Origin of the sequence: Sorangium sp. So ce281 (assembly GCF_051527395.1) — a bacterium.
GTDB lineage: Bacteria > Myxococcota_A > Polyangia > Polyangiales > Polyangiaceae > Sorangium > Sorangium cellulosum_B.
This window is the reverse complement of the sequence record NZ_CP150322.1, coordinates 2,207,948-2,232,212: the sequence shown is the minus strand read 5'-3', so window position 1 is coordinate 2,232,212 and position 24,265 is coordinate 2,207,948. Positions and strand designations below refer to the sequence as shown.

Sequence of the window (24,265 nt, the reverse complement as noted above, 5' to 3'; positions counted from 1 at the left end):
GAACACCGCGCTTCAAACCCTCTTGACCTCGCGTTCAAGAGGGATCGCCAGTGCGCTATCGGATCCTCTCAAACCCAATTCTCTAACAACTTTCTCTTGCCACGTCATGCCTAGAATGCTGCTCGAAGCCAGTTCCAGAACCTCCCGCTCGACCTCTTTTCAATCGACATTTCTTCGACGACATCTCGACGCGACTCGCGCTCGCGGAGCTTCTCGCGACGGATCTCCGCGCGTCCGGCGTGGCCGACGTCGAGCGTCACCGGCGTGAGCCCGCGCGCCTGCGCGAGTGCGTTGGCGCCGTACTGAACGAGGCCCACGCCCGTCGCGTACTGCGGGCCGGCCACGAGCTGCGTGATGCCTCGCACGCCGACCGGCACGCCGAGGCGCACGGGCATCCCGAGGATCTCCTCGGCGAACTCTGTCATCCCTTCCATGAGGACGCCGCCGCCGGTGACCACCGCGCCGGCCGAGAGCTGCTCGAGCATCCCTGTGTCCTCGATCCGCTTGCGGATGACCGCGAAGATCTCCTCGACGCGCGGCTCGATGATGTCCGACAGGACGCGGCGCGCCGCCTTGCGCGGCATGTGCCCGCCGACGCCGGGGACCTCGATCTCCTCCTCGTCGCCCACCATCCGGCCCAGGGCGCAGCCGGCGTTGCGCTTCAGGCGCTCGGCCTCGCCCATCGGCGTGCGCAGCCCGGCGGCGATGTCGGCCGTCACGTTGTTGCCGCCCGCCGGGATCACGCTGGCATGCGCGATTCCGCCGTCCACGTAGAGGAGCAGGTCCGTCGTACCGCCGCCGATGTCGATGATGGCGACGCCGATCTCCTTCTCGTCCTCGGAGAGCACCGCCTCGGCGCTGGCGAGCGGCTCCAGTACCACGTCGGCCACGGTGAGGCCGCAGCGCTCCGCGCAGCGGACGACGTTCTGCACGCACGAGGTCGCGGCCGTGATCAGGTTCACCTTCACGCCGAGCCGGACGCCGCTCATCCCGACCGGGTCGCGGATGCCGTCCTGGTTGTCGACCGTGAACTCGCGCGGCAGGACGTGCAGGATCTGACGATCGGCGTCGACAGGGATGGCCCGCGCGCCCTCGAGGACGCGCTCGACGTCCAGCCGCGTGACCTCGCCGCCCGAGACCGCGGCGACACCGTCGGACTGCTGGCAGCGGATGTGGCTGCCCGCGACGCCGGCATACACGGTGCGGATCTCGACGCCCGCCATCGTCTGGGCGGCCTCGATCGCCTCGGAGATCGAGCGCACCGTCCAGTCGATGTTGCTCACCACGCCCTTCCGCAGGCCGCGGCACGGGACGTTGCCCACCCCGAGGATGGTGATCCCATCAGCGTCGATCTCGCCAACGACCGCCGAGACCTTGGTCGTCCCGATGTCGAGTCCGACGACGATCTCAGTAGTCTCCATCCGGCTCTTCATTGCGTGCACCACCTCATGCGGGGACGAGCCCCATGCGCGTGTAAGGCGGGCACGACGCTGCCATGAGCCAGCAGCACCGGCCAAATTTTGCTCGGCGATCGCCGGCGCGGAGCGCGGGCCCGACGGCGCTCATCTCATCCTCACCACGACACGCTCGGGGTGCGCGTCGTTGTCGAGGAAGATGACCGACGCGTTCGCCTTTCGCTGGGCGAGCTCGGCGAGCACCCGCGACGCCTGGGCGGCCTTGTCCCGGTAGGGCGGCTGCCCGAGGTGGAGCGAGATCGCCTCCTTTCCGATGGTGACGACGATCGACCCGTCCCGCTCGACGTGGAGCTCCTGGATCGGATAGCGGCGCGCGACGCCGGCGCGCTCCATGTCCTCGACCACGTCGAGCAGGCGCCGGACCGCGATGACGACGCCGGGGCGATCCCGCGCCACCTGTTCGCCGGTGATCCCGGTGACGATCGGGAGGTCGACGGGGTCGTCGCCGGCGAGCTCCTTGAAGAGCTCGCCGTCGCGCGTCGCGAGGTAGAGATCGCCGCCGATCGCGACCAGGGCCTGCGCCTCCCGCTCGACGATGTCGACGTGGATCGTCGCGGGGAGCCTGCGCGTGACCGTCGCCTTCTCGATCCAGGGGTCGGTGGCGATCGAGGCGCCGGCGAGCTCGAGATCGAGCGTGAAGATGTTCTTGCCCACCTCGATGCCGCCGGAGCTGGCCACCTGCTCGGCGGTCCGGCGCTGGACGCCGTCGACGAGCACCGTGCGCACGGCGAAGCGAGGGCTCGACACGATGTAGCGGCGCGCGCCCCACGCGACGGCGGTCGAGGCGACGAGCACGACGGCGGCGCCCGCGAGCAGCTGCAGGGCGCGGAGGTGGCGCGCGATCGGCCGCCGAGGGCGCGCCGCCGGGGGCGCGCCGTCCTTCGCCGACGGGCGCGGCGGGCGCACGGACACGCTCGTCGCGGGCGGGGCCGGAGACTCGTGCGACGGCGGGGTCGACGCGCGCACGCGCTCGTTCTTCGGCGGCACCGCAGCCACGGGCTCGGGCTTCGAGCCGCGCGAGGCCGCCCGGACCGGCGGGGCCGCGGGCACCGACGGCAGCGAGCGGCGGCGGTTCGGCGGTGGCGCGCTGGGACGCTCGGTCACGAGCTGCCCTCCTGCGGCGGCGACTTCGCCTCGAGCCGCGCCTTGAGCCCCCGCACGCACGCGTTCACGTCGCCCGCGCCGAGCGCGATGACCACGTCGCCGGGCCGGGCGATCTTCTCGAGGGCCTCCGGGAGGTCGGCCTTGTCGGCGATGAAGCGCGCGTCGTGGTGGCCGTGCTCCCGGATCGACTGGACGAGGCGCTCGGCGGTCACGCCGGGGATCGGCGGCTCGCCCGCGGCGTAGATGTCCGTGACGAGCAGGACGTCGGCCTGGTTGAAGGCGCGCGTGAACTCGTCGAAGAGATCGCGCGTGCGGGTGTGCCGGTGCGGCTGGAAGGCCACGACGACGCGGTGATCCTCGCCGGGGAACGCCCGGCGGGCCGCGTCGATGGTGGCGCGGATCTCGGCCGGGTGGTGGCCGTAGTCGTCGATCATCGTGACGCCGCCGATCGACCCGACGACGGAGAAGCGGCGAGCGACGCCGCCGAACGTGGCCAGCGCCTGCTTGGTGACGTCGAGCGGCACCTCGAGCTCGTCCGCGACCGCGATGGTGGCGAGGCAGTTGAGGACGTTGTGCGCGCCCGGCATCTTCACCGTGAAGCCGCCGAGCGGCTCCCCCCGGCGGTACGCGTTGAAGCTCGTCTCGAGGCCGCGGAACTGGATGCCGCGCGCCGAGTAGTCCGACTGCGGCGAGACGCCGTACGTGACGTGGCGGCGCGGGATGCGCGGGAGCAGATCCTGGACGTGCGGGTGGTCGAGGCAGAGCACGGCGAGCCCGTAGAACGGGACGCGCGCGGCGAACTCGACGAAGGCGTCCTTGATGCGCTCGTGCGTGCCGTAGTGATCGAGGTGCTCGGGGTCGATGTTGGTGACCACCGCGATCGTCGGGGTGAGCCGCAGGAACGATCCGTCGCTCTCGTCGGCCTCGGCGACGAGCAGGTCACCGGCGCCGAGCCGCGCGTTCGTGCCGAGCGCCGCCATCTTGCCGCCGACGACGACGGTGGGATCGAGGCCGGCGGCGCGCAGGACCGTGGCGACGAGGGAGGTCGTGGTGGTCTTGCCGTGCGAGCCCGCGATCGCGACGCCGTACTTCACGCGCATCAGCTCGGCGAGCATCTCCGCGCGCCCGATCACCGGGGTGCCGAGCGCGCGCGCCTCGGTGAGCTCGGGGTTCTCGGGGCGGATGGCGCTCGAGTACACGACGACATCGACGCCGCGGACGTTCTCGGCGCGGTGGCCGATGTCGATCCGGACGCCGAGCGACGTGAGCCGCCGCGTCGTCGAGCTCTCCTTGAGATCCGAGCCGGAGACCTCGAACTCGAGCGAGCGCAAAATCTCGGCGAGGCCGCTCATCCCGACGCCCCCGATGCCGACGAAATGGACGTGGCGAACGCGACCGCGGAACATCAACCTGCCTCCTCCCAGCCGAGGCCAGCGCCGAGCGGCGCGGCGTGGTTCGTCACGGCGCCGCGCTGCGCCTCGCCAGCGCGCGCCGCGCGGCCGCCGAGGGTGGGAAAGCGCAGCGCGCGGTGGCGCGGAGCCCGCGCGAGATCGAGCAGATCGGCGGCGACGCGCGCCGCGGCGTCCCGCGTGGCGAAGGCCGCCGCCGCGTCCGCCATGCGGGCCCGGAGCGCCGGCGCGGCCGCGAGCCGGGCGATCTCGTCGGCGAGGCGCAGCTCGGTGGCGTCGCCCTGGGCGATCGCCACCGCGGCGGAGGCCCGCTCGAGGGATTGCGCGTTCCTCAGCTGGTGGTCGTCGGCCGCGAACGGGTACGGAATCAGGATTGAAGGGCGCCCGACAGCGCAGAGCTCGGCGAGCGTCGACGCGCCCGCGCGGGCGATCACGACGTCAGCCGCGGCGAGCGCCTCCGCCACGTCGTCGATGAACGGGACGACGCGCGCGCGCCCTGGCAAGCCGAGCTCGGCGTAGAGCGACCGGACCGCGGCCTCGCGATCCCTGCCCGTCTGGTGCACCACCTCGAGGTCGACGCCCCGATCGCGGCCTCGCGCGATCGCGCGAGGGACGACGTCGTTCAGCGCGAGCGCGCCCTGGCTGCCGCCGAGGACCAGCAGGCGGAGCGCGCCCTCGCGCGGCGCGTACGGGGCGCGGGCGAAGGCGCGCCGGAGGGGGACGCCGAAGAGGCGCACGGTGCTCGGGCGCAGCGCGCGCGCCGTCTCCGGGAAGGCGACGTACGCGCGATCGACGATCGGCGCGAGCAGCCGGTTCGACAGCCCGAGGACGCTGTTCGGCTCCAGGATCGCGACCGGAACGCCGAGCGAGCGGGCCGCGAGCGAGACCGGTCCGCCGGCGTACCCGCCGAGCGAGAGCGCCACGCGGGCGTCGAGCCGCTCGACGAGCCGCCTCGCCTCCGGGAGGACGCTGCCCGCGCGGGCAGCGCCGCGCACGAAGCCCGAGAGGCCGCCCCCGCGGAGCGGCAGGACGTGGAGCAGCTCGAGGTTGTCGCCGCGCTCGCCCATCACGCGCACCTCGATGCCGCGCGCGGTGCCGACGTACACGACGCGCGCTTCTTCGTCGCGCGCCGCGGCGCGGACGGCGTCGCCCACGGCGATCATCGGGAAGACGTGGCCGCCGGTGCCGCCTCCGGCGATGAGCACGGTCACCATGCGCCGCCCTCCTCGGCCGACGCGGCGACCACGGCCGACGCGCTCGGCGCGTGCGGGACGGGTGAAGCGCCCGCCTCGCCGCGCCTCTCGGGGGCCACGACGGTCCGCGATCGGCTGATGCTGAGCAGGATGCCCGCGGCCGCGGCGTTCACGAGCAACGAGGAGCCGCCATAGCTGAGGAACGGCAGCGTGAGCCCCTTCGTGGGGAGGATCGCCATCGCGACGGCGAGGTTCGTCATCGCCTGCACCCCGAAGAGCGTCGCGATGCCGAACGCCATGAAGCTGCCGTAGTCGTCGGCCGCCTCGAGGGCGATCTTCACGCCCCGCGAGACGATGACGAGGTAGGCCGCGCACAGGCCGACGATGCCGACGAAGCCGAGCTCTTCGCCGACGATCGCGGACACGAAATCGGTGTGCGCCTCCGGCAGGTAGAGCACCTGCAGCCCTCGCCCGAGGCCGAGGCCGAAGAGCCCGCCCGAGCCGAAGCTCATGACCGACTGGAACGGCTGGTAGGCGAGGTCCGCGCGGTTGTTGTCCATGTCGATCCACGCGAGGTAGCGCGCGTAGCGGTACCCGCTGAAGCGAACGAGCGCGGCGCCGGCGAGCGCCAGCAGCATGGAGAACGCGGCGATGTACGGGACGCGCGCGCCCGCCACGAACAGCAGCGTGAAGGTCAGGAAGAGCAGCACGACCGCGCTGCCGAAGTCGGGCTGCTTGAGGCAGAGGAGCATCAAGAGCCCGACGACGAGGAGGTGCGGGAGGAAGCCGACCGAGAACGACTTGATGCGCTCTGCCTTCTTCGACAGCGAGTAGGCGAGCCAGAGCACGATCCCGAGCTTCGCCACCTCGGCCGGCTGCACGTGGACAGGGCCGAGCGAGATCCAGCGGTAAGCGTTGCCGGCCCTGTGGCCGAGCCCCGCCACGCAGGCGACGAGCATCCCGGTGACGGTGATGAGCACCGGGTACGTGAGGACCTTGAGCCGGCGGTGATCGATGCGGCTCGTGATCCACATCGTGGCGATCGAGAGGACCGCGTAGACCGCCTGACGCTTGAGGAAGAACTGCGCGTCCTTGTAGCGGACCGTCGCCTCGACGGCGCTGGCGCTGTAGACCATCACCACGCCGAAGCCGATGAGCGCCGTGACGACGGCCGCGAGGAGGGCGTCGACCGGCCCCGACGGGCTCGATCGCACCTTCCAGAAGGCCTCGGCGGCCGCCGCGATCCCGCCCGGCGCCGCCTTCTCCTGGTCGGGGGGACCGACGTGCCGGTTCTTGGGCGCGTCGGCGCGCGCGCCGAACGCGTTGCTCCACGACGTCACGACGCCACCTCCCCAGCGGCCCCGCCGCGAGCTCCCTGGAGCTCGCGGACCGCGCGGACGAAGGTGTCGCCGCGGTCCTTGTAGTCGCGGAACATATCGAAGCTGGAGCACGCGGGGCTGAGCAGCACCGCGTCGCCCGGCCGGGCGAGGGAGCGCGCGGCGAGGACCGCCTCCGCCATCGAGCCCGCCCGCACGATCGGCAGGACGCCGGCGGCCGCGGCGGCGATGCGGTCCGCGGCCTCGCCGAGGACGACGAGGGCGCGCCCCCGCTCGCGCAGCGCGGACACGAGCGGGGCGTAGTCGCCGAGCTTGTCGCGCCCGCCCGCGATCAGGACGGCCTTCGCCTCGAGCAGGCCGGAGAGCGCGGCGACGGAGGCGCCGACGTTGGTCCCCTTCGAGTCGTCGTAATACCGGACCCCGTCGACGTCCGCGACGAGCGCGGTCCGGTGCGCGAGCCCCTCGAAGCTGGAGAGCGCGTCGCCTATCGCCGCCGCGGGGGCGCCGAGCGCGGCGGCGAGCGCGACGGAGGCGCAGGCGTTCGCGAGGTTGTGCGCGCCCGCGAGCCGCACGCGAGCCAGCGGGTAGCGGGCGCCGGCGGCGCGATCGACGATCGCGTCCCCCGCGGCGCTCACGTCCGCGCGGGCGTCGCGCGCGCTGAACGTCACGACGCGGGCGCGCCCGCGCGCCGCCTGGCGGGCGACGAGCTCGTCGCCGAAGGGGACGACCGCGACGTCGTCGGGCGTCATGCGCTCGAACGGGTTGCCCTTCGCGTCGGCGTACGCCGCGAAGCTCGCGTAGCGGTCGAGGTGATCGTCCGTGATGTTCAGCAGCGCGTGGGCGCGCGCGTGCAGCGTCGGCACGCGCTCCGCCTGGAAGCTCGAGATCTCGAGGACGAGGACGTCCCACGTCTCGTCGACGACCTCGGCGAGGGGGGTCCCGAAGTTGCCGCCGACGAACGTGCGGAGGCCGGCCCGCTCGAGCATCGCGCCCGTGAGCGCCGTCGTCGTGCTCTTTCCGTTGGTCCCGCCGACGAGCACGACGGGCGCCGACGCGAAGCGCGACGCGAGCTCGAGCTCGCCGATGACCTCGCGCCCGGAGCGAGCGACGGCGTCGAGCGCAGGAAACGACGGCACGCCCGGCGAGACGACCACGAGGTCGGCGCCGTCGAACAGCGCCGGATCGTGCCCTCCCGGCGCGAGGACGACGCCCTCGCCCTCGAGGGCCGCCGCCGCGGCGGAGAGCCGCTCGCGCGGCGCGCCGTCGTTCGCGATCACGCGCGCGCCGCGCGCGTTCAGCAGGCGCGCCGCCGCGACGCCGCTCCGGCCGAGACCCACGACGATCACTGTTCGCCCGCGGACGTCCATCATGCCCTCACCGCAGCTTCATCGACGCCAGGGACACCAGCGCCAGGAGGATGGAGATGATCCAGAAGCGGACGATGATCTTGGGCTCCGCCCACCCCTTCTTCTCGTAGTGGTGGTGGATCGGCGCCATCAAGAAGACGCGCTTGCCGGTGAGCTTGAACGAGAGGACCTGCGTGATGACGCTGACCGTCTCGATGAAGAAGATCCCCCCGAGGATGATCGACAGGAGCTCGTTCTTGGTGAAGACGGCGAGCATCCCGAGCCCGCCTCCGAGGGCGAGCGACCCGACGTCCCCCATGAAGACCTGGGCGGGGTACGTGTTGTACCAGAGGAACCCGATCCCCGCGCCGATGACCGAGCCGCAGTACACCGACAGCTCGCCGGCCGACGCGATCGCCGGGATGTCGAGGTAGGCCGCGAGCGAGAAGCTCGCGATGGAGGCGCCGACGATGTACGCGAGGATGAGGTAGGTCCCCGCGTTGATGATCACCGGGCCGATCGCGAGGCCGTCGAGGCCGTCGGTGAGGTTCACGGCGTTCGACGTGGCGACCACGACGAAGACGGCGAACGGGATGTAGACGTAGAGCGGCAGCTCGATCGGGTACTTCGAGAACGCGACGAACGGGATCGCGAGCCGCGTCCTGATCTCCGCCCAGTCCGGCGGGAGCTTGGACGCGAGCAGGAACGTGTAGGCCACGGCCGCGCCGCCGATCAGCACCTGGCCGATGAGCTTGTAGCGCCCGGGCAGGCCCCCGCTGCTCCGCCGCTTGATCTTGAGGAAGTCGTCCAGGTAGCCGATGACGCCGTAGCCCGCGGTGACGGCCGTCGTCGCGAGGACGAAGGGGTTCCTGAGGTCGGCCCACAGCACGGTGGGGAGCAGCAGGGAGAGCAGGATGAGCGCGCCGCCCATCGTCGGCGTGCCCGCCTTGATCTTGTGCGTCTCCGGCCCCTCGGCGCGGACCACCTGCCCGATCTGCTTGCGCCGGAGCTCGCGGATGAACCACGGCGCGAGCACGAACGTCAGCACCATGGCGGTGATCGTCGCCATGATCGTGCGGAACGGGATGTAGCGGAGGACGTTGAGCCAGCTCAGCCAGCCGTAGTGGAACTTGAGCGGGTAGAAGAGCTCGTAGATCACCCCGCACCTCCGTGGGGCGGCCGCTCGCCGAGGGCGCGCGCGCGGCGCGCGGCGAGCGCGCGCCGCGCCTCGTCGCGATCGTCGAACGGCAGCGTGACGCCGCCGATGATCTGGTACGGCTCGTGGCCCTTGCCGGCGATGAGGACCACGTCCGCCGGCTCGGCGTCGAGCACCGCGCGCTCGATCGCGCGCGCCCGATCGAGCTCGACGACGACGCGCGCGCGCCCGACGGCGAGCCCCGGCAGGATGGCGTCGGCGATCGCGCGCGGGTCCTCGCTCCGCGGGTTGTCGTTGGTGACGATGGCGACGTCGGCGGCGCGGCCGACCGCCTCGCCCATCTGCGGCCGCTTCAGCGGATCGCGGTCGCCGCCGCACCCGAAGACGCAGAGGACGCGCCCGCCGCCGAGGGCACGCACGCTCGCGAGCACGCGGGCCAGCGCGTCCGGCGTGTGCGCGTAGTCGACGAGCACGATCACATCGTCGGCGCCGGGGGTGTCGCAGCGCTCCAGGCGGCCCGCGACCTGGATGGGAGACGAGAGCGCCGCGGCGGCGTCACCGACGTCGAACCCGAGCAGGTAGGCCACGGCGAGGGCGGCGAGCAGGTTCGACGCGTTGTGCGCGCCGAGCAGGTGGGAGCGGATGGTGACCTCGCCGGCGGGCGTGCGGGCGCGGATGAACGTGCCGCTCGCGCCGTGGGCGAGCTCGACGGGGGCGATCTCCGCGGTGTCCGGGCCCGCGCCCACCTCCGCCGAGAAGCGCACGAGCGTCGCCGCGGTCGGGCGCGAGAGCCCGCCGGGGGCGAGCATCTCGACGAGCTGCCGCCCGAAGGGATCGTCGACGTTGATGACCGCGGCGCCGGGGCCGAGATCCACGAACAGGCGCGCCTTGGCCGCCGCGTACGCCGCCATCGTGCCGTGGTAGTCGAGGTGATCCTGCGTGAGGTTCGTGAAGACGGCGATCCGGAACCGGACCGCGTCGACGCGCTTCGCCGCGAGCGCGATCGATGACACCTCCATCACGAGGTGCGTCGCGCCGCGGGCGACCATCGCGGCGGCGACGCGGGCGAGCTCGTCCGCCTCGGGGCTCGTGTGCGAGGCGTGGACATCGAGATCGCCGAAGCGGTAGCCGAGCGTCCCGACGATCCCGGCCTGGCCGCCGCACCGATCGATGCAGGCCTGGACGAGGTGGGCCGTCGTCGTCTTGCCGTTCGTACCGGTGATGCCGATGACCTCGAGCGTGAAGGTCGGGTGTCCGTAGACCACGGCGGCGGCCTGGGCGAGCGCGAGCGGCACGTCGGGGACCTCGACGCGCGCGGCGCCGAGCGTGTCGGCCGCGCTCCCGCGGGCGACGATCACCGCCCGCGCGCCGCGCGCCACGGCCTCGGGGATGAAGCGCTCGCCGTGAGCGCGCGCGCCCGCGCGCGCGACGAAGATGTCCCCCTGCCCCACCTTGCGCGAGTCGAGGTGCACGCCCGTCACGACCATGTCCGCGGCGCCCGCCGGCGCGAGCGCGGCGCCCGGGATCTCGCGCAGCACGTCGCCGAGGCGGAGCGCGTGCTCGGCCAGGCTGGCTTCCTTGTGAGCGTGCTCCGTCATGTGGGGGGCTCGAAGATGAGCTTCAGGGGCGATCCCTTGGGCAGCACGGTCCCGGGCGGAGGCTCCTGGCGCGCGAGCCGCCCCGTTCCCTCGACGCTCGGATCGAGCCCGAGCGCGGCGGCGCTCTTCACGGCCTCGCGCTGCGGCAGCCCCGTCAGATCGGGGACACGCAGCTCCCCCGACTTGAGCGGCGCGGACGGCGTGACCACCGCCGTCGAGATCGGCGCGGCCGCGGCGCGCGCCTCGCTCAGCACCTGATAGGTGCTCGCCGCGAGGTCCTCCCCGGACTGCTCGCTGATCTCCGACAGCTTCATCGGCACGCTCCCGCGCGGGGTAACGCCCAGGTAGCGCAGCGCCATCTCACCGACCCGACGGAAGACGGGCGCCGCGACCGAGCCGCCGGCGTACGTGCCGCCCATCGGCTCATCGAGCACCACCGCGATGGCGATCCGAGGCCGCTCGGCCGGTACGAACCCGACGAACGACGCCACGTAGTGGGTGTCGGTGTACTTGCCCGTCGCGGGATCGATCTTCTGCGCGGTGGCCGTCTTCCCCGCGACGCGGAACCCCGGGATCGCGGCCTCGACGCCGGTCCCGTTCCCCTCCGTCACCGCGACGAGCATCTCCGACATCATCCGCGCGATCGGCGCCGGCACCGCGTCGCGGCGCACGCGCGGCGACGGCTCCGAGAGCGTGACGCCCGTGCCGTCGGTGACCCGCTTGATCAGGATCGGCTCGAGCAGCCGCCCGTGGTTGGCGATCGCCGCCGAGGCCATCGCGAGCTGGAGCGTGGTGACGCTGATCCCCTGCCCGAACGAGGCCGCCGCCGTCTCGACCTGGACCCACGGGCGGCCGCGCGGCCGCAGCACGCCCACGGACTCGCCCGGCAGCGGCACGCCGGTCAGGTCCCCGAAGCCGAACCGCCGGAAGCCCTCGTAGAGCCGCTGCTCGCCGAGCCCGAGCGCGATCTTCGCCGTGCCGATGTTGGACGACTGGGCGAGGATCTGCGGCACCGTCAGCCACTTGTGAATGTGCGTGTCGTGGATCACGACGTTGTCGATCGCCATGTTCCCCTCCTCGCAGTAGATGGTCGCGCTGGGGGAGACGCTCTTCGCCGCGATCGCGCTCGCGATGGCGAACATCTTCATCGTGGAGCCGGGCTCGAAGCGATCGATCACGCAGCGGTTGCGCCGGGACCCCGGATCGCTCTGCGAGTAGTCGTTCGGGTTGAAGCCCGGAGCGCTCGCCATGGCGAGGATCTCGCCGCTCTCCGGATCGACGACCACGATCGATCCGCCGAGCGCCTCGTAGGTCTTCATCGCCGCCTCGAGCTCGCGCTCGGCGGTGAACTGGATGCCCTTGTCGATCGTCAGGTGGACGTTGTGCCCGGCGAGCGCCTGCTCGTCCTCGATCCCCTCCGAGAAGATGAGCCGGCCCGAGCGATCGCGGAGCCCGCGCACCTCGGACGCGTTGCCGCGGAGCTCGTGCTCCAGGCTGAGCTCGATCCCCTCCTTGCCCTCGCCGTCGGTGGCGACGAAGCCGAGCAGCGGCCCGGCGAGCTCGCGGTTCGGGTAGAAGCGGCGCCCCTCGCCCTCGATCACGAGCCCGCGCACCGGGTAGCGCTGCGTCCTGTCCCCGAGCGCGCGGACGTTCTCGACCTCCTGCTCGGAGATGCGGCGCTTGAGCCAGGCGAAGCGGCGCCGCCGGCTGAGCTTCTCCACGACCTCCTCGGCCGGCAGCGAGAGCGCCTGCGCGATGCGCTCGGCGTACTGCTGGATCCGCATCGGGACGTACTTCTCCTCGATGCCGCGGAGCATCTCGACCGCGTCCACGGAGACGCTGGGCACCTCCACGCTCTCCGCGAGCGGCGCGCCGTTCCGGTCGTAGATGGTGCCGCGCTTCGGCGTGATGTGGAGCCGCCGCTGGCGCTGCCGCTCGGCGAGGTCGTACCACGCGTCCCCGTCCTCGACCTCGATGCGGTAGGCGCCGGACACGACGCCGCCCAGGCCGAGCGCCATGAGGCCGCAGAGCAGCCCCATGCGGATGCGGATCCACCGCGCGCGCCGGGGATCGAGGTTCTTCACGGCTGCCCTCCGCTCGGCGGCGCGCTGCCGGACGCCTCGCCTTCGGGCTCGCGCTCGCGGGGCGGCGCCGAGTAGCCCCGCACCGGGATCACGCGCTCGGGCGGGGGCGGCGTCATGCCGAGCAGCGAGCGGGCGACCATCTCCACGCGCTGCGGCGTCTCGTAGCTGGCCGCCTCGAGCGAGAGCACCCGCTTGACCTCACGCAGCCGCGCCTGCTCGGCGCGCGCCCGCCCGAGCTTGTAGCCCAGGTCGACCGTGCGCCCTCGCAGCGCGAGGTGCACGACGAAGGCCGCCACCGTCGCGGCCACCGCGAGCGTCCACAGGATGAGGAACGGACGCTGCTGCGTCACGCGAGCGCCTCCGCCCCGCCCACGCGCCGCGCGGCGCGGAGCTTTGCGCTGCGGGCCCTCGGGTTGCCTTCGACCTCGTCGTCGCCCGCGGTCACCGGCTTCTTCGTCAGCGGCTCCCAGACCTCGGGCTCGCGCAGCGCGCGCTTGACGATGCGGTCCTCCAGCGAATGGAACGAGATCACGGCGAGCACGCCGCCCGGCGTGATGATCCTGGGCGCCGCCTCGAGCAGCGCCTCGAGCTGATCGAGCTCACCGTTCACCGCGATGCGCAGCGCCTGGAACGTGCGCGTCGCCGGATCGACGCCGCCGATGCGCGCCGGCCCGACGGCGCGCACCACGGCGCGCCGCAGGTCGAGCGTCGTCTCGAGCTCGCCGCTGTCGGCCGCCTGCTTGATGCAGCGCGCGACCCTCCGGCTGCGGCGCTCCTCGCCGTAGCGATAGATGAGGTCCGCGAGCTCCTCGTCGCTGAGCCGCTCGATGAGCTCGAGCGCCGTCTCGCCGCGGCTCGGGTCCATCCGCATGTCGAGCGGCCCCTCCGCGCGGAAGCTCATGCCGCGGCCCGGGTCGTCGAGCTGCATGGAGCTCACGCCGATGTCGGCCACGAGGCCGTCCACCTGCGGGACGCCGAGGGCCGCGAGGTGCCGCTCGATCTCGGAGAACTCGCCGTGAACGTAGGTCACCCGATCCCCCGCGCGGGCGAGCCGGGCGCGCGCGATGGCGAGGGCGCGCTCGTCGCGATCGATCCCGATGACCCGGGCGCCCGGCGTCTCGAGGATCGTCGCGGTGTGGCCGCCGGCGCCGAGCGTGGCGTCGACGTAGACGCCCTCGCTGACCGGCGAGAGCGCGGCGAGCACCTCGCGGCCGAGGACGGAGACGTGCTGCTCGCCGCGCGGGCGCGGCGGCGGAGGAGGCAGGTGCATGGGGACTACATTGACGACGTTCATAGGCGGAACTGCTCCGCGATTGCGTTCTTGAAGCTCTGAAGCTCGACCTCGCTCATCTGCTGAGCGGCCTTCCACCGTTCCTGCGACCAGAGCTCGATCGTCTGGCCCATGCCCGCCCACAGCACGTCCTTCGTGAGGCCCGCGTGCTCGCGGAGGGACGGCGGGATGAGGATCCGGCCCTGTTTGTCAAGGTCGCACTCGACGGCCGCGGACAGGTAGCGGCGCCGGAAGGCGACCACGTTCGACTCGAATTGTGGAAGTGCTGCAATTTTCGCCTCCAGCTCTTCCCAGGCCTTCATCGGATACGCGTGCAGGCAGGGGTCGAAGAGGGCCGGAGTGATGACCATCCGCAGGTCGTTCGCGGCCGCGAGCACGTCGCGAAAGCGCGAAGGGAGGCTCGTGCGCCCCTTCGCGTCGATCGCGTGCTCGAAGTGACCGCGAAACATCGTGCTCATCGACCCCAGCTCCGGCTGGTCCATCCCGCCGAGGGGTTGGCGACGCGTTGCTCCACCGGGCGCACGCCGCGTCGTGACATTCTCTGCCACTTCTTCCCACGAAGCTCCGCCACGCTACGGAGTGAGGTGCCGAGTGTCAACAGTTTGGGAGATTTCTGGACCTCATCCGCCACCTATGTAGGACATAAACCCTCAAGGTCGTACCCCACAAAACAGCGTGATTTATCGATAAATGGCCCTCGGGCAGGGCCGTGGGAGGAAGTGGGGAGCCACTCGGAGGTGGGCTGGAACGCGTCGAGCGGACGCTGGCAAGACGGAAAGCAAGCAAGACGGATCGCCGCCCTGGGCACGTCGATTCGCGGCCGGGCGAACGGGTGCGTAGCCGGGTTACCGGACGGGCTCAGCGAGCCTGTGGCTGGGGGGGAGCCGGGCGGGGGAGACGCGCGGTGGGGGAGAGTGGGGAGGCGCGCCGCGGTGGGGGAGAGTGGGGAGGCGCGCCGCGGTGGGGGAGAGTGGGGAGGCGCGCCGCGGCGGCGGGTCAGCTGTGGGGGGTCACGTTGGTCTGGATCCACTCCACGATGCTCTTCAGGGTGGTCCCGGGGGTGAAGACGCCCTTCACGCCGGCGTTCTGGAGCCGCGCGATGTCCTCGTCCGGAATGATGCCCCCACCGAACACCACGATGTCCTCGGCCCCGCGGCTCCGGAGCGCTTCGATAACCGCGGGGAAGAGGGTGTTGTGCGCTCCGGACATGATCGACAGCCCGACGGCGTCGACGTCCTCCTGCACGGCGGCGGAGGCGATCATGTCGGGGGTCTGGTGCAGGCCCGTGTAGACCACCTCGAAGCCCGCATCGCGGAGTGCCCTGGCGACCACCTTGGCGCCGCGGTCGTGGCCGTCCAGGCCGGGCTTCGCCACGAGGATTCGGACTTTGCGCTCTGCCATGAGCGCGTCGATTACCGCCTGCCTGGGCAGACGTAAAGCGAAGCGCCCGATCGAGCGGCCTTCGCTCGCAGGGGTGTGTCCCCGCTGAGCAGCGGGCTTACTGCGCGGCGAAGACGAACGGAATCGTCACGGGGGTGGAACTCGAGGAAGGAGGGAACCGCCAGGACTTGATCCGGGAGGCGATGCAGCTCGACAGGCCAGGGTAATCCTTCTCCGACCCGCCGGCCGAGACCGACTGGACGGCGCCTGACGCGGCGATGACCACCGAAGCGGAGACCCTGGCGGTGCTGGCCGCGTTGCTGGCGCGCGCGTCGAGGGCGGGCTGCCAGCAGTGGCGGCGGACGCTGGGGCGGTTCGACTCGACGACGCCGGAGATCTCCCCTTGGGAAAGCGGGCTCAAGCTGGCGCTGGTCCCCTGGCTGCCCGGTCCTGGCGAGGGGCCGGGGACCCCAGCGCCGAACCCGGACCGGTCGAGCTGAGCAGAGGCCGATGGAGCGACCGGCTTGTCCGGTGGAGGGCGCTGGCTCGTGGCGCCGCCCGTCTTGCCCGTCGAAGCGACCTCTGGCCGGGCGGAAGCCGCCTCGGCCGGTGCAGGCACGTCCGGCTCGACGCTCGGCGGCGGCGGCGGCGGCGGGGCCGCCGTGGGCAAATCGGCCGGATGGCTCTGCGGCGGGGGGGCGGTCACGACCTGCACGGGCTGCGGCTTCGGAGAGAGCAGGACGAACGCGGAGACGCCACCGAACGCCGCGGCCATGGCGATGAAGGCGTATGCGAGCGGGCTCATGCCCGATCGCCGCCTTGGTGCGACCGTCTCCACCAGGCTGCCAGGCGTGGCCACCAGAGGTGCGGGCTCCGCGGCGGAGAGGGCCCCGACCGGCGCGGCGGGCGAGCCCCCCGCGGTCAGCCTTCCGCCTGCCGGCGCCGTCGCGGAGCGCGCCCCCCCAGCGGCCAGGCCACCCGCGGGCGCCGCCGCAGAGGGCGACCCGCCCGCGGCCAGGCCGCCGGCCCCACGAGCGAGCTCGGTCGAGGCGGACGCGGCCAGCTCGGGTCCGGGCGCGAACGCGACGGGGGCCGTCCGATCGGCCGCGAAGGGATCGGCGAGCACCTCCACCGGCGCGGCGCCCGCGGCGTGGGTCCGCCCGGCGCCTGCCGGCGCGCCCGGCCATGCGGCAGGCGCGCTCGCAGCTGGCGCGACCGGGGTGCCGCGCGCGACGGACGCGACGGACGTAGCCGATGCGACCGGCGCGGGCAGCGGGGCCGACACAGCGGGCGTCCCCGCCGCGGTGAAGGCGGCGACCGCCGGGGCCTGCTCGTTCAGGCCAGGAGGCTCCGGCTCGCGCGTCGCCGGGCGCGCGGGCACGGCCCCCGCGAGCGCAGGGACCCTCGACGAGGAGGGCGCCTTCGCCGACGGAGACGCCTGCGGCTGAACGACAGAGGAGCCCGTGGTGCTGATGCGGCGCGCGGGCGGGGACAGGCGGGTGGACTGAGCCTGCGTGACGATCTCGATCAGCTCCGGGAAGTTCTTGAGGGGCAGCCACTCGTCGAAGCCCTCGCGCCAGACGAGCGACTCGCCGTCCACCGCGCCGGCGAGCGCCTTGTCGCGAATGACCGAGAGGCGCACCGGGCCGAGCGGGACGCCGCCGACCCCGACGTACCAGTCCTCGCTCGCCGTGGCGCGCACGGCCGGCGCCTTCCCGAGCGGGCGGTCATTGGACATCGCGCGCATGAACGCGCCGGGGGCCCCCGCCGGCGTCGCGGGCTCCGCCGCCCTGGCTGCAGGCCCAGGGGAACGAGCCGGCGCCGCGGGCGCCGGCTGGACAGCCCGGGCCGCCGGGGAGGCCTGCGGTGCGGTCGCCGGACGCGGGCTCGACGCCGGTCCGGGGACGGCGCGCGGCGCGACCGGAGGTCGAGGAGCGCCCGCCGGGCGGGGCAAGGCGTGGGATGCCGGCCGGGGCGGCGCAGGCGCGGCGCCGTGGCCCAGGGACGAAGCCGGCGGCGGCTTCAAGGGACTCGCCGCGCCCGCGTCCGGCGCCTCGTCGCTCGGAGGGGCGACGTGCGCATCGTCGCCTGCCTCGCGCGGCGGCTCGACCGGGAGAGCACGCGCCACGGAGCTCTCGGTGACGCTCGCGCTGACCTGGATGAGGTGCCCGCATCGCCGGCACTGCATCCGCACCATCTTGCCGGCGACCTTCTCGTCACCGATCTGGTACTTGGCCTTGCAGTTATCGCAGATGAATTTCATCCAAGGACGCGCCTGCCGGTGGAATGGCGCAGTCTACGACAGCTTGGCCCCAGACGACATGGGGTAGGCGGTCAGAGCAGCCCGAGCAAGTGCTCCTTGATCGATTGCCGCGTCGGGTCATCGGGGGCGACGCCCAGCGCGCGCTCCCAGGTCTCGATGGCTTTGTTGCGGAACCCCGCCTTCTGATAGAGCACGGCGAGGTTCTTCAGCGCGGGGAAGTGCTTGCCGTTGATGTGCAGCGCCGTCTCCAGCTCCTGGATGGCGTCGTAGAGCTGCCCCTGCTTGCCGTAGAGCAGGCCGAGGTGGAAGTGCAGCCGGTACGCGAGCGGGTCGATCGCCGTGCCCTCGCGCAGGTGCCGCACGGCCTTGTCGAAATCGCCCGCGCGGTACGCCGCGATCCCCGCGGCGAGGAGGCGCTCCGCCTCCGCCGAGATCCGGTCCTGATCGCCGCGGATCGAGCGCGCCTGGAGCGCGTTCTCCACGGCGGCGACGACGTCGGCGACGCGGAAGGGCTTCTCGATGTAGGCCTCCACGCCGTAGCTCGACTTCAGGTCCTCCGCGAACCGCCACCCGCGGTAGACGGCCGAGATCATGATGATCGGGATGTGGCCGTAGCGCTGGGTCCCCTTCATGCGGCGGGCGATGTCGAAGCCGTGCACCTCCGGCAGCATGGCGTCGAGGATCATCACGTCGGGCGGATTCTCCTTGACCATGCGCAGCGCGAGGAGCCCGCGATCGGCCTCCTCCACGCGGTACCCGCGCTCCTCGAAGATGCGGCGGAGCAGCTTCCGGATCTCCGGCTCGTCGTCGACGACCAGGATCGTGGTCTGATCGCCCTGCGGCGCCTTGCCTGCGCCCGGGAGCGACTCGACGACGGAGAGGTCGCGGTCTGCGGTGCCGAAATCCGTGTCCGTGAGCTCGTCTGCCGCCGCCGCCCTCCGCATGGCGTCGTCGACGACGAGCGGCGGCCCCGCCGAGGAGAGGCGGGCCGGCGACGGGGCAGCAGGCGGGCTCGGCTCGTCGGTGAGATCGGCGAACGAGATCTCCGCGTCGTCGCGCGGGCGCTCCGGCGCGGGCCGCGGCGGCGGGGCGGCGCTGGGAGCAGGCGCTGCAGGGGCCTGGGCCGCCGTCGCCGGGGGCACGGCGGACGCAGGACGGCGCGGCGCGGGCTGCGCCGGGGCTGGCGGGGGCGCGGGCGGCGCCTCGGAGGCGGACGACGCCGTGGAGCCGAGCCCGGCCCGCTTCAGCACCTCGGGCGGGCACTTGGCGCCCACGTAGAACGGCTCGCCCTGCTCCTTCATGTCGTAGGCGGCCGCGATGGTCCGCACGAGGGGGCCCGCGAGCGCGATGTACGGGAAGACGCGCTTGCCGGTCACGAACTCGAGCTCGTCGATCACCTTCTTGTCGGCGGGCGCGGCCATGGCCACGAGGATGCGATCCTCGCGCACGAGCACGGGAAGGAGCTTGTGCTTGGCGGCGATCTCGCGGGGGAGGATGGAGAGGTCGCTCAGCTTGATGCAGACCTGGTTGAGATCGATGCCAGGAACGCCGCTCTGCTCGGAGAGGGCCTTCAGCGCAGCGACCTCGGAGACGGTGCCGCTCTCGATGAGGTTCGTGGCGAGGGGCACCCCCTTCGCGCGCGCCTCGAGGAGCGCCTGTTCGAGCTGGGGCTGGGTGACCGCCCGTTGCTGCAGGAGGATGCGTCCGAGCGGCTTCTTGTTGGCGTCTTGCGTCATTCCGCGGGCCGAGTTCGAAGGCTAATGGACGAGGAATGCGCGGGCAAGCACGCGACCCGCGCGCGGAGGCGGCCATCCGACCGACACGAGCGGCTCGGGCTCGTGCGCCGACGGCTCGGGCATACGGCCGGATCGAGCGCGGCCAGGACGCCGCCCGATGCGCGCGGATCCGAGCGCGCGTCCCGACGCCAGAGGCGAGAGCTCACCATCCGCCCATGGTACTCCGGAACCCTCCGGGCAGCGCAGGCGATGCGCCGGCGGCACGGCGGCGCCCGCTGCACCCGCTCCGCGAACGCATCGAAAAGGCCATGGCGACGATGTAGGGTCACTCGGTCGACTCGGTCGACTCGGTCGCGCCCACCGTCTCGTTCGCGTCGTTCGCGTCGTTTGCATTACCGGCGTCGCTCGCGCCGAGCCACTCGCGAGCGAACGCCGCGTACCTCCCCTCGGCGATCGCCGCGCGCGCCTCTCGCATCAGGCGGCCATAGAGGTGGAGGTTGTGCTCCGTCAGCAGGCGCAGCACCAGGATCTCGCCGGCCATGTAGAGGTGCCTCAGGTACGCGCGGCTGTATCCGCCGGCGCAGGTCGGGCAAGCGCAGGTCGGATCGAGCGGCGAACGATCTTCCTTGTAGCGGGCCTGCTTGATGACGATCTTGCCGTGCTGCGTGAGCGCCTGCCCGTTCCGCGCGTTCCGGGTGGGGAGCACGCAGTCGAACATGTCGACCCCGGCGCCGATGGCGTGCACGAGGTCGAGCGGCGTCCCCACGCCCATGAGGTAGCGGGGGCGCGTCGGGTCGAGGTGCGGCCCGATCTGGGCGACGACCTCGTGCATCATCGCGATCGGCTCGCCCACGGAGAAGCCGCCCAGGGCGAGCCCGTCGAACGGCAAGGCGCCGAGCTCATCGGCGTGCGCCATGCGCAGCGCGACCGAGGTGCCGCCCTGCACGATGCCGAAGAGCGCCTGGCTCGGGCGCTTCGCGGCGAGGCAGCGCTTCCCCCAGCGCGTCGTCAGGCGACACGCCTCCTCGACCTCGGGGCGCGGCGCGCCGCCTGGCGGGCACACGTCGAGCTGCATCGCGATGTCGGCCCCGAGCAGCCCCTGCACCTCCATCGCGACCTCGGGCGTGAGCGCCTTGCGGGCGCCGTCGAGGTGCGATCGGAACACGAAGCCGTCCTCGACCAGGGTGCGCCGCTCCGCGAGCGAGAAGGCCTGGAAGCCCCCGGAGTCCGTGAGCATCGCGTGCGGCCAGCGGGTGAACGCGTGCAGGCCGCCGAGCTGCGCGACGAGCTCGGGGCCGGGGCGGAGCCACAGGTGGTACGTGTTGCCGAGGACGATCCTCGCGCCGGTCGCGGCCACCTCGGCGGGGGTCAACGTCTTCACGCTGCCCTGGGTGCCGACCGGCATGAACGTCGGGGTCAGCACGTCGCCGTGCGGCGTGGAGAGCACGCCCGTCCGGGCATGCCCGTCCCTCGCGAGCTCGGAGAAGGAGAAACCAGGCGTCCGGCTCATGACGCGTGCACCCCGCGGATCAGCATGGCGTCACCATACGAGTAGAAACGGTAGCCGGCGTCGATCGCCGCGCGGTACGCGAGGAGCGTGCGCTCGCGGCCGGCGAAGGCGAACACCAGCGCGAGCAGCGTCGAGCGCGGCAGGTGGAAGTTGGTCAGCAGGGCGTCGGCGACGCGGAACCGATAGCCCGGCTGGATGAGGAGGCGCGTCTCCCCGGACTGCGCCCGCACGAGGCCTGCGCGGGCCGGATCGGCGGCCGACTCCAGCGCGCGAACCACGGTGGTGCCGATCGCGATCACCGGCGCGCCGCGCTCGCGCGCCCCCGCGATCGCGCCCGCGGTCGCGTCCGGGATCGAGTAGACCTCCGCGTGCATCGGGTGCAGGTCGAGATCGTCGACCGTGACCGGCTGGAAGGTGCCGAGGCCGACGTGCAGCGTGACGCTCGCGATCTCGACCCCGCTTCCGCGGAGCCGCTCGACGAGGCCGGGCGAGAGGTGGAGGCCTGCCGTGGGCGCGGCGACCGCTCCTGGGACCCGGGCGAAGATGGTCTGGTACCGCTCGCGATCGGACGCGTCGTCGCCGCGGCCGAGGTAGGGCGGGAGCGGGACGTGCCCGTACGCGTCGATCGCAGCGGCGACGGACAGCCCCGCGGGCGAGGAGAGCTGCACCGTGAGCACGCCGTCCTCGGCGCGCTCCAGCACCTCCGCGACCAGCGCGCCGTCGCGCTCGATATCGAGCACCGATCCCGGGCGTATCGGCTTGGAGGCGCGCCCCATCGCCCGCCAGCGCTCGGGCCGCGGCGCGCTCTCCTGCGGCCCTCCGCCGAGGTCCTCCGCGCCGGCCGGCGCCCCGTCGAGCCGGCGCAGCAGGAAGAGCTCGACCTGCCCGCCTGTGCCGCGCTTCCTCCCGAACAGACGAGCGGGGACGACCTTCGTGTCGTTGACGATGACGAGCGCGCCGCGCTCGATGTACCGGTCGAGATCGCGGATCGCCGCGTGCTCCACCTCGCCCGCTCTCCGGCCGCGATCGACCAGGAGGAGCCTCGCCCCGTCGCGCTCCTCGGGGGGCCGCGAAGCGATCAGCGCTTCAGGGAGTTCGTAGTCGAGCAGCTCGCAGCGCACGCCGCGCTACTAGCACGACGCGGGCGCGAGCACGTTCGTCTTGGCGCGGAGGAAGCGACAGATCTCGCCCACCTGGTAAGGCTTGGGGACGAACGCCACCGCGCCGCAGTCGGCGCGCTCGACCTGGCGCGCGGAGAGGTGATACGCGCTGGAGAGCACGACCCGCACCCTCGGGAACGCATGCCGGATGTGCCGCGCGAGCTCGAGGCCGTTCAGGTCCGGCATCATCAGATCGATCATCGCCACATCGATCGGGGACGAGCCGAGGGTCACCAGCGCATCCTGGAACGAGGCGGCGAACGCGACCTCGAACCCCTCGACGCTTAGCCCTGCCGAAAGAGCGCGACGCTGGGAATTCTCACCGTCCACGATCAGCATGCGGGCCATTAAGCGTCCTCCTGCGGCGATCGCCGCTATCCAATACGCCTACCTGTCTAGCAATCACCGGGCCAAGTTCCCGAATCGACGCGTTGCGGTTGCCGACGCTAAAGTGAAACAGAAGAGCACAGTCTACATCAGGCGCCTCATTGCACTACGGCAAATCCCGACGCTGCATCGTTGCAAAGATGCAATCTCGCGTAGGCTAGCTCCCTCGATTTGCTGCTGAGTCAGGTGGTTTGCTCGGATCGAGCGGCCGCATCCATACGACCCGAACGGAGGAATGCAGGCTGAGCTCGATGGGCAGCAGGTCGCTGTGCCGGGGGAGCACGCCCCGTCCAGCGCGGTCCGCCTGAGGTCGCTGTGTGCCGTGGGAGCGAGCTGCTGAGCCCGGCCGGTGAGCGACGGGAAGGCGCTCGGCAGACCGGCGCCGTTTCAGCCCGGGGGATACGTGATCGCGAGGCGGGTCATCTTGCGCCACAGCGTGGTCGCGCTGATCCCGAGCACCTCGGCGGCGCGCTCCCGGCTGCCGTCGCACTCCCGCAGCGCGGCCTCGATCGCCTGGCGCTCGGCGCAGTCGACGACGTCGGCGAGCAGCCTGCCGCCGGCTTCGGGCGCGCGCTTCGGCTGCATCGCGGCGGGCAGCACGTCGTCAACGCTGATGACGCCGCCGCCCGAGAGGGCCACCGCTTGCTCGACCATGTTCTCGAGCTCGCGGATGTTGCCGGGGAAGTCGTACTGCGTCAGCGCCTCGATGACGCCGTCGGCGGCGCGGGCGCGACAGGTCATCTTGCGGTTGTACTTCTCCAGGAAGAACTCCCAGAGGATCGGGATGTCCTCGCGACGCGAGCGGAGCGGCGGGAGCACGAAGCGCGCGACGTTCAGCCGGTAGTAGAGGTCCTGGCGGAACCGCTTCTCCGACACCGCGGTCAGGAGCTCCTGGTTCGTCGCGGCGATGATGCGCACGTCGACGTTGATGGGTTTGTTCTCGCCCACCCTGCGGATCTCGTTCTCCTGGATCGCGCGGAGCAGCTTCGCCTGGAAGGTGAGCGGGGTCTCGGCGATCTCGTCGAAGAAGAACGTGCCCCCGTCGGCCTCCTCGAACAGCCCTTTCCTCGCCGAGATCGCGCCCGTGAACGAGCCTCGCGCGTGGCCGAACAGCTCGCTCTCGAGGAGCGTCTCGCTGATGGCGGCGCAGTTGACCGGCACGAACGGGCGGTCGGCGCGCTTGCTGTTGGCGTGGATGGCCTTGGCGACGAGCTCCTTGCCGGTGCCGCTCTCGCCGGTGATGAGCACCGTCGCGTCGGTCGGCGCGACCTTGACGATCCGGCCGAGCACCTCGCGGACCGCCTGCGAGCGGCCGACGATGTTCTCGAACCGGTAACGCTCCTTGAACTCGCTGGCGAGCAGCTGCACCTCGCCGGTGAGCTTCCGGTTCTGGATCGCGCGCTCGGCCTTCACGAGGAGCTCCTGCTCCGAGAACGGCTTCTGGATGTAGTCGAACGCGCCGAGCCGCATCGCCTCCACCGCGCTCTCGATGGTGCCGTACGCGGTCATCACGATGACCTCCGTGTTCGCGTTCGACTCCTTCACCGCGCGCAGGACGCCGATCCCGTCGAAGCCGCCCATCCGGAGGTCGGTGAGCACGACGTCGTACGCCCCCTTGGCGCCCAGATCGGCGCCCTGGCTGCCGTCCGCGGCTTCATCGACCTCGTACCCGGCGCCACGCAGCATCATCGCGAGCGTGGTCCGCATGTTCCGCTGGTCATCGACGACAAGAATCTTCGACATGGATTTCCCCCGCCGCGCCCATCCTCCTCCGGGAAACGAGCGCGGCGCGACGATCACGACCGACGTGCCGCGCTGGCGCGTGAGCGCGCGAGC

The 24,265-nt window shown here is 72.3% G+C and carries 19 protein-coding genes; all 19 read right to left on the bottom strand.

What is annotated here, in order from left to right:
• Positions 1 to 110 precede the first annotated feature (110 nt).
• The 19 genes from ftsA to WMF27_RS08350 all read right to left on the bottom strand — a co-directional run bounded on the left by ftsA (position 111) and on the right by WMF27_RS08350 (position 24,172).
• Positions 111 to 1,433 (bottom strand): cell division protein FtsA, encoded by a 1,323-nt coding sequence (ftsA, locus tag WMF27_RS08440; protein WP_437769431.1) that lies wholly within the window; start codon positions 1,431 to 1,433, stop codon positions 111 to 113.
• Between the two features lie 129 nt (positions 1,434 to 1,562).
• Positions 1,563 to 2,579: an FtsQ-type POTRA domain-containing protein gene (locus WMF27_RS08435; protein WP_437769432.1), complete on the bottom strand. Its 1,017-nt coding sequence runs from the start codon at positions 2,577 to 2,579 to the stop codon at positions 1,563 to 1,565.
• Positions 2,576 to 3,985, bottom strand: a complete 1,410-nt coding sequence (gene murC, locus WMF27_RS08430) for a UDP-N-acetylmuramate--L-alanine ligase (protein ID WP_437769433.1) — start codon at positions 3,983 to 3,985, stop codon at positions 2,576 to 2,578. Before murC ends, WMF27_RS08435 begins: the two co-directional genes overlap by 4 nt.
• The gene (murG, locus tag WMF27_RS08425; protein WP_437769434.1) at positions 3,985 to 5,202 is read right to left on the bottom strand and encodes an undecaprenyldiphospho-muramoylpentapeptide beta-N-acetylglucosaminyltransferase; all 1,218 of its coding nucleotides are present in this window, start codon (positions 5,200 to 5,202) and stop codon (positions 3,985 to 3,987) included. The genes murC and murG overlap by 1 nt, the downstream gene beginning before the upstream one ends.
• On the bottom strand, positions 5,196 to 6,521 hold the full coding sequence (gene ftsW / locus WMF27_RS08420; RefSeq protein ID WP_437769435.1) for a putative lipid II flippase FtsW: 1,326 nt from the start codon (positions 6,519 to 6,521) through the stop codon (positions 5,196 to 5,198). The genes murG and ftsW overlap by 7 nt, the downstream gene beginning before the upstream one ends.
• Positions 6,518 to 7,888, bottom strand: coding sequence for a UDP-N-acetylmuramoyl-L-alanine--D-glutamate ligase (gene murD / locus WMF27_RS08415; protein WP_437769436.1), 1,371 nt, complete (start codon positions 7,886 to 7,888; stop codon positions 6,518 to 6,520). Before murD ends, ftsW begins: the two co-directional genes overlap by 4 nt.
• Before the next feature lie 4 nt (positions 7,889 to 7,892).
• Complete coding sequence (gene mraY / locus WMF27_RS08410) at positions 7,893 to 9,023, bottom strand: phospho-N-acetylmuramoyl-pentapeptide-transferase (RefSeq protein ID WP_437745131.1); 1,131 nt, start codon at positions 9,021 to 9,023, stop codon at positions 7,893 to 7,895.
• Positions 9,020 to 10,618, bottom strand: coding sequence for a UDP-N-acetylmuramoyl-L-alanyl-D-glutamate--2,6-diaminopimelate ligase (locus WMF27_RS08405; RefSeq protein ID WP_437769437.1), 1,599 nt, complete (start codon positions 10,616 to 10,618; stop codon positions 9,020 to 9,022). The genes mraY and WMF27_RS08405 overlap by 4 nt, the downstream gene beginning before the upstream one ends.
• Entirely contained in the window at positions 10,615 to 12,702 is a 2,088-nt protein-coding gene (locus tag WMF27_RS08400; RefSeq protein ID WP_437769438.1) for a penicillin-binding protein, read from the bottom strand. The genes WMF27_RS08405 and WMF27_RS08400 overlap by 4 nt, the downstream gene beginning before the upstream one ends.
• Positions 12,699 to 13,052, bottom strand: coding sequence for a hypothetical protein (locus WMF27_RS08395; protein WP_437769439.1), 354 nt, complete (start codon positions 13,050 to 13,052; stop codon positions 12,699 to 12,701). The genes WMF27_RS08400 and WMF27_RS08395 overlap by 4 nt, the downstream gene beginning before the upstream one ends.
• Positions 13,049 to 13,996: a 16S rRNA (cytosine(1402)-N(4))-methyltransferase RsmH gene (rsmH, locus tag WMF27_RS08390; protein ID WP_437769440.1), complete on the bottom strand. Its 948-nt coding sequence runs from the start codon at positions 13,994 to 13,996 to the stop codon at positions 13,049 to 13,051. Before rsmH ends, WMF27_RS08395 begins: the two co-directional genes overlap by 4 nt.
• Entirely contained in the window at positions 13,993 to 14,451 is a 459-nt protein-coding gene (gene mraZ, locus WMF27_RS08385; RefSeq protein ID WP_437769441.1) for a division/cell wall cluster transcriptional repressor MraZ, read from the bottom strand. The genes rsmH and mraZ overlap by 4 nt, the downstream gene beginning before the upstream one ends.
• Before the next feature lie 538 nt (positions 14,452 to 14,989).
• Entirely contained in the window at positions 14,990 to 15,394 is a 405-nt protein-coding gene (locus WMF27_RS08380) for a cobalamin B12-binding domain-containing protein (RefSeq protein ID WP_437745126.1), read from the bottom strand.
• Positions 15,395 to 15,491: 97 nt separating this feature from the next.
• Positions 15,492 to 17,636: a GYF domain-containing protein gene (locus tag WMF27_RS08375; RefSeq protein WP_437769442.1), complete on the bottom strand. Its 2,145-nt coding sequence runs from the start codon at positions 17,634 to 17,636 to the stop codon at positions 15,492 to 15,494.
• A gap of 71 nt (positions 17,637 to 17,707) precedes the next feature.
• On the bottom strand, positions 17,708 to 19,372 hold the full coding sequence (locus tag WMF27_RS08370; RefSeq protein ID WP_437769443.1) for a response regulator: 1,665 nt from the start codon (positions 19,370 to 19,372) through the stop codon (positions 17,708 to 17,710).
• A gap of 325 nt (positions 19,373 to 19,697) precedes the next feature.
• A complete protein-coding gene (tgt, locus tag WMF27_RS08365; protein ID WP_437769444.1) occupies positions 19,698 to 20,882 on the bottom strand; it encodes a tRNA guanosine(34) transglycosylase Tgt in 1,185 nt (394 codons plus the stop codon).
• Positions 20,879 to 22,003, bottom strand: coding sequence for a tRNA preQ1(34) S-adenosylmethionine ribosyltransferase-isomerase QueA (gene queA / locus WMF27_RS08360; RefSeq protein WP_437769445.1), 1,125 nt, complete (start codon positions 22,001 to 22,003; stop codon positions 20,879 to 20,881). The genes tgt and queA overlap by 4 nt, the downstream gene beginning before the upstream one ends.
• A 9-nt stretch (positions 22,004 to 22,012) precedes the next feature.
• Positions 22,013 to 22,390 carry a response regulator gene (locus WMF27_RS08355; protein ID WP_437769446.1) on the bottom strand — a complete coding sequence of 126 codons (378 nt, stop codon included), beginning with the start codon at positions 22,388 to 22,390 and terminating at the stop codon, positions 22,013 to 22,015.
• Positions 22,391 to 22,816: 426 nt separating this feature from the next.
• Complete coding sequence (locus WMF27_RS08350) at positions 22,817 to 24,172, bottom strand: sigma-54-dependent transcriptional regulator (RefSeq protein ID WP_437769447.1); 1,356 nt, start codon at positions 24,170 to 24,172, stop codon at positions 22,817 to 22,819.
• Positions 24,173 to 24,265 lie beyond the last annotated feature (93 nt).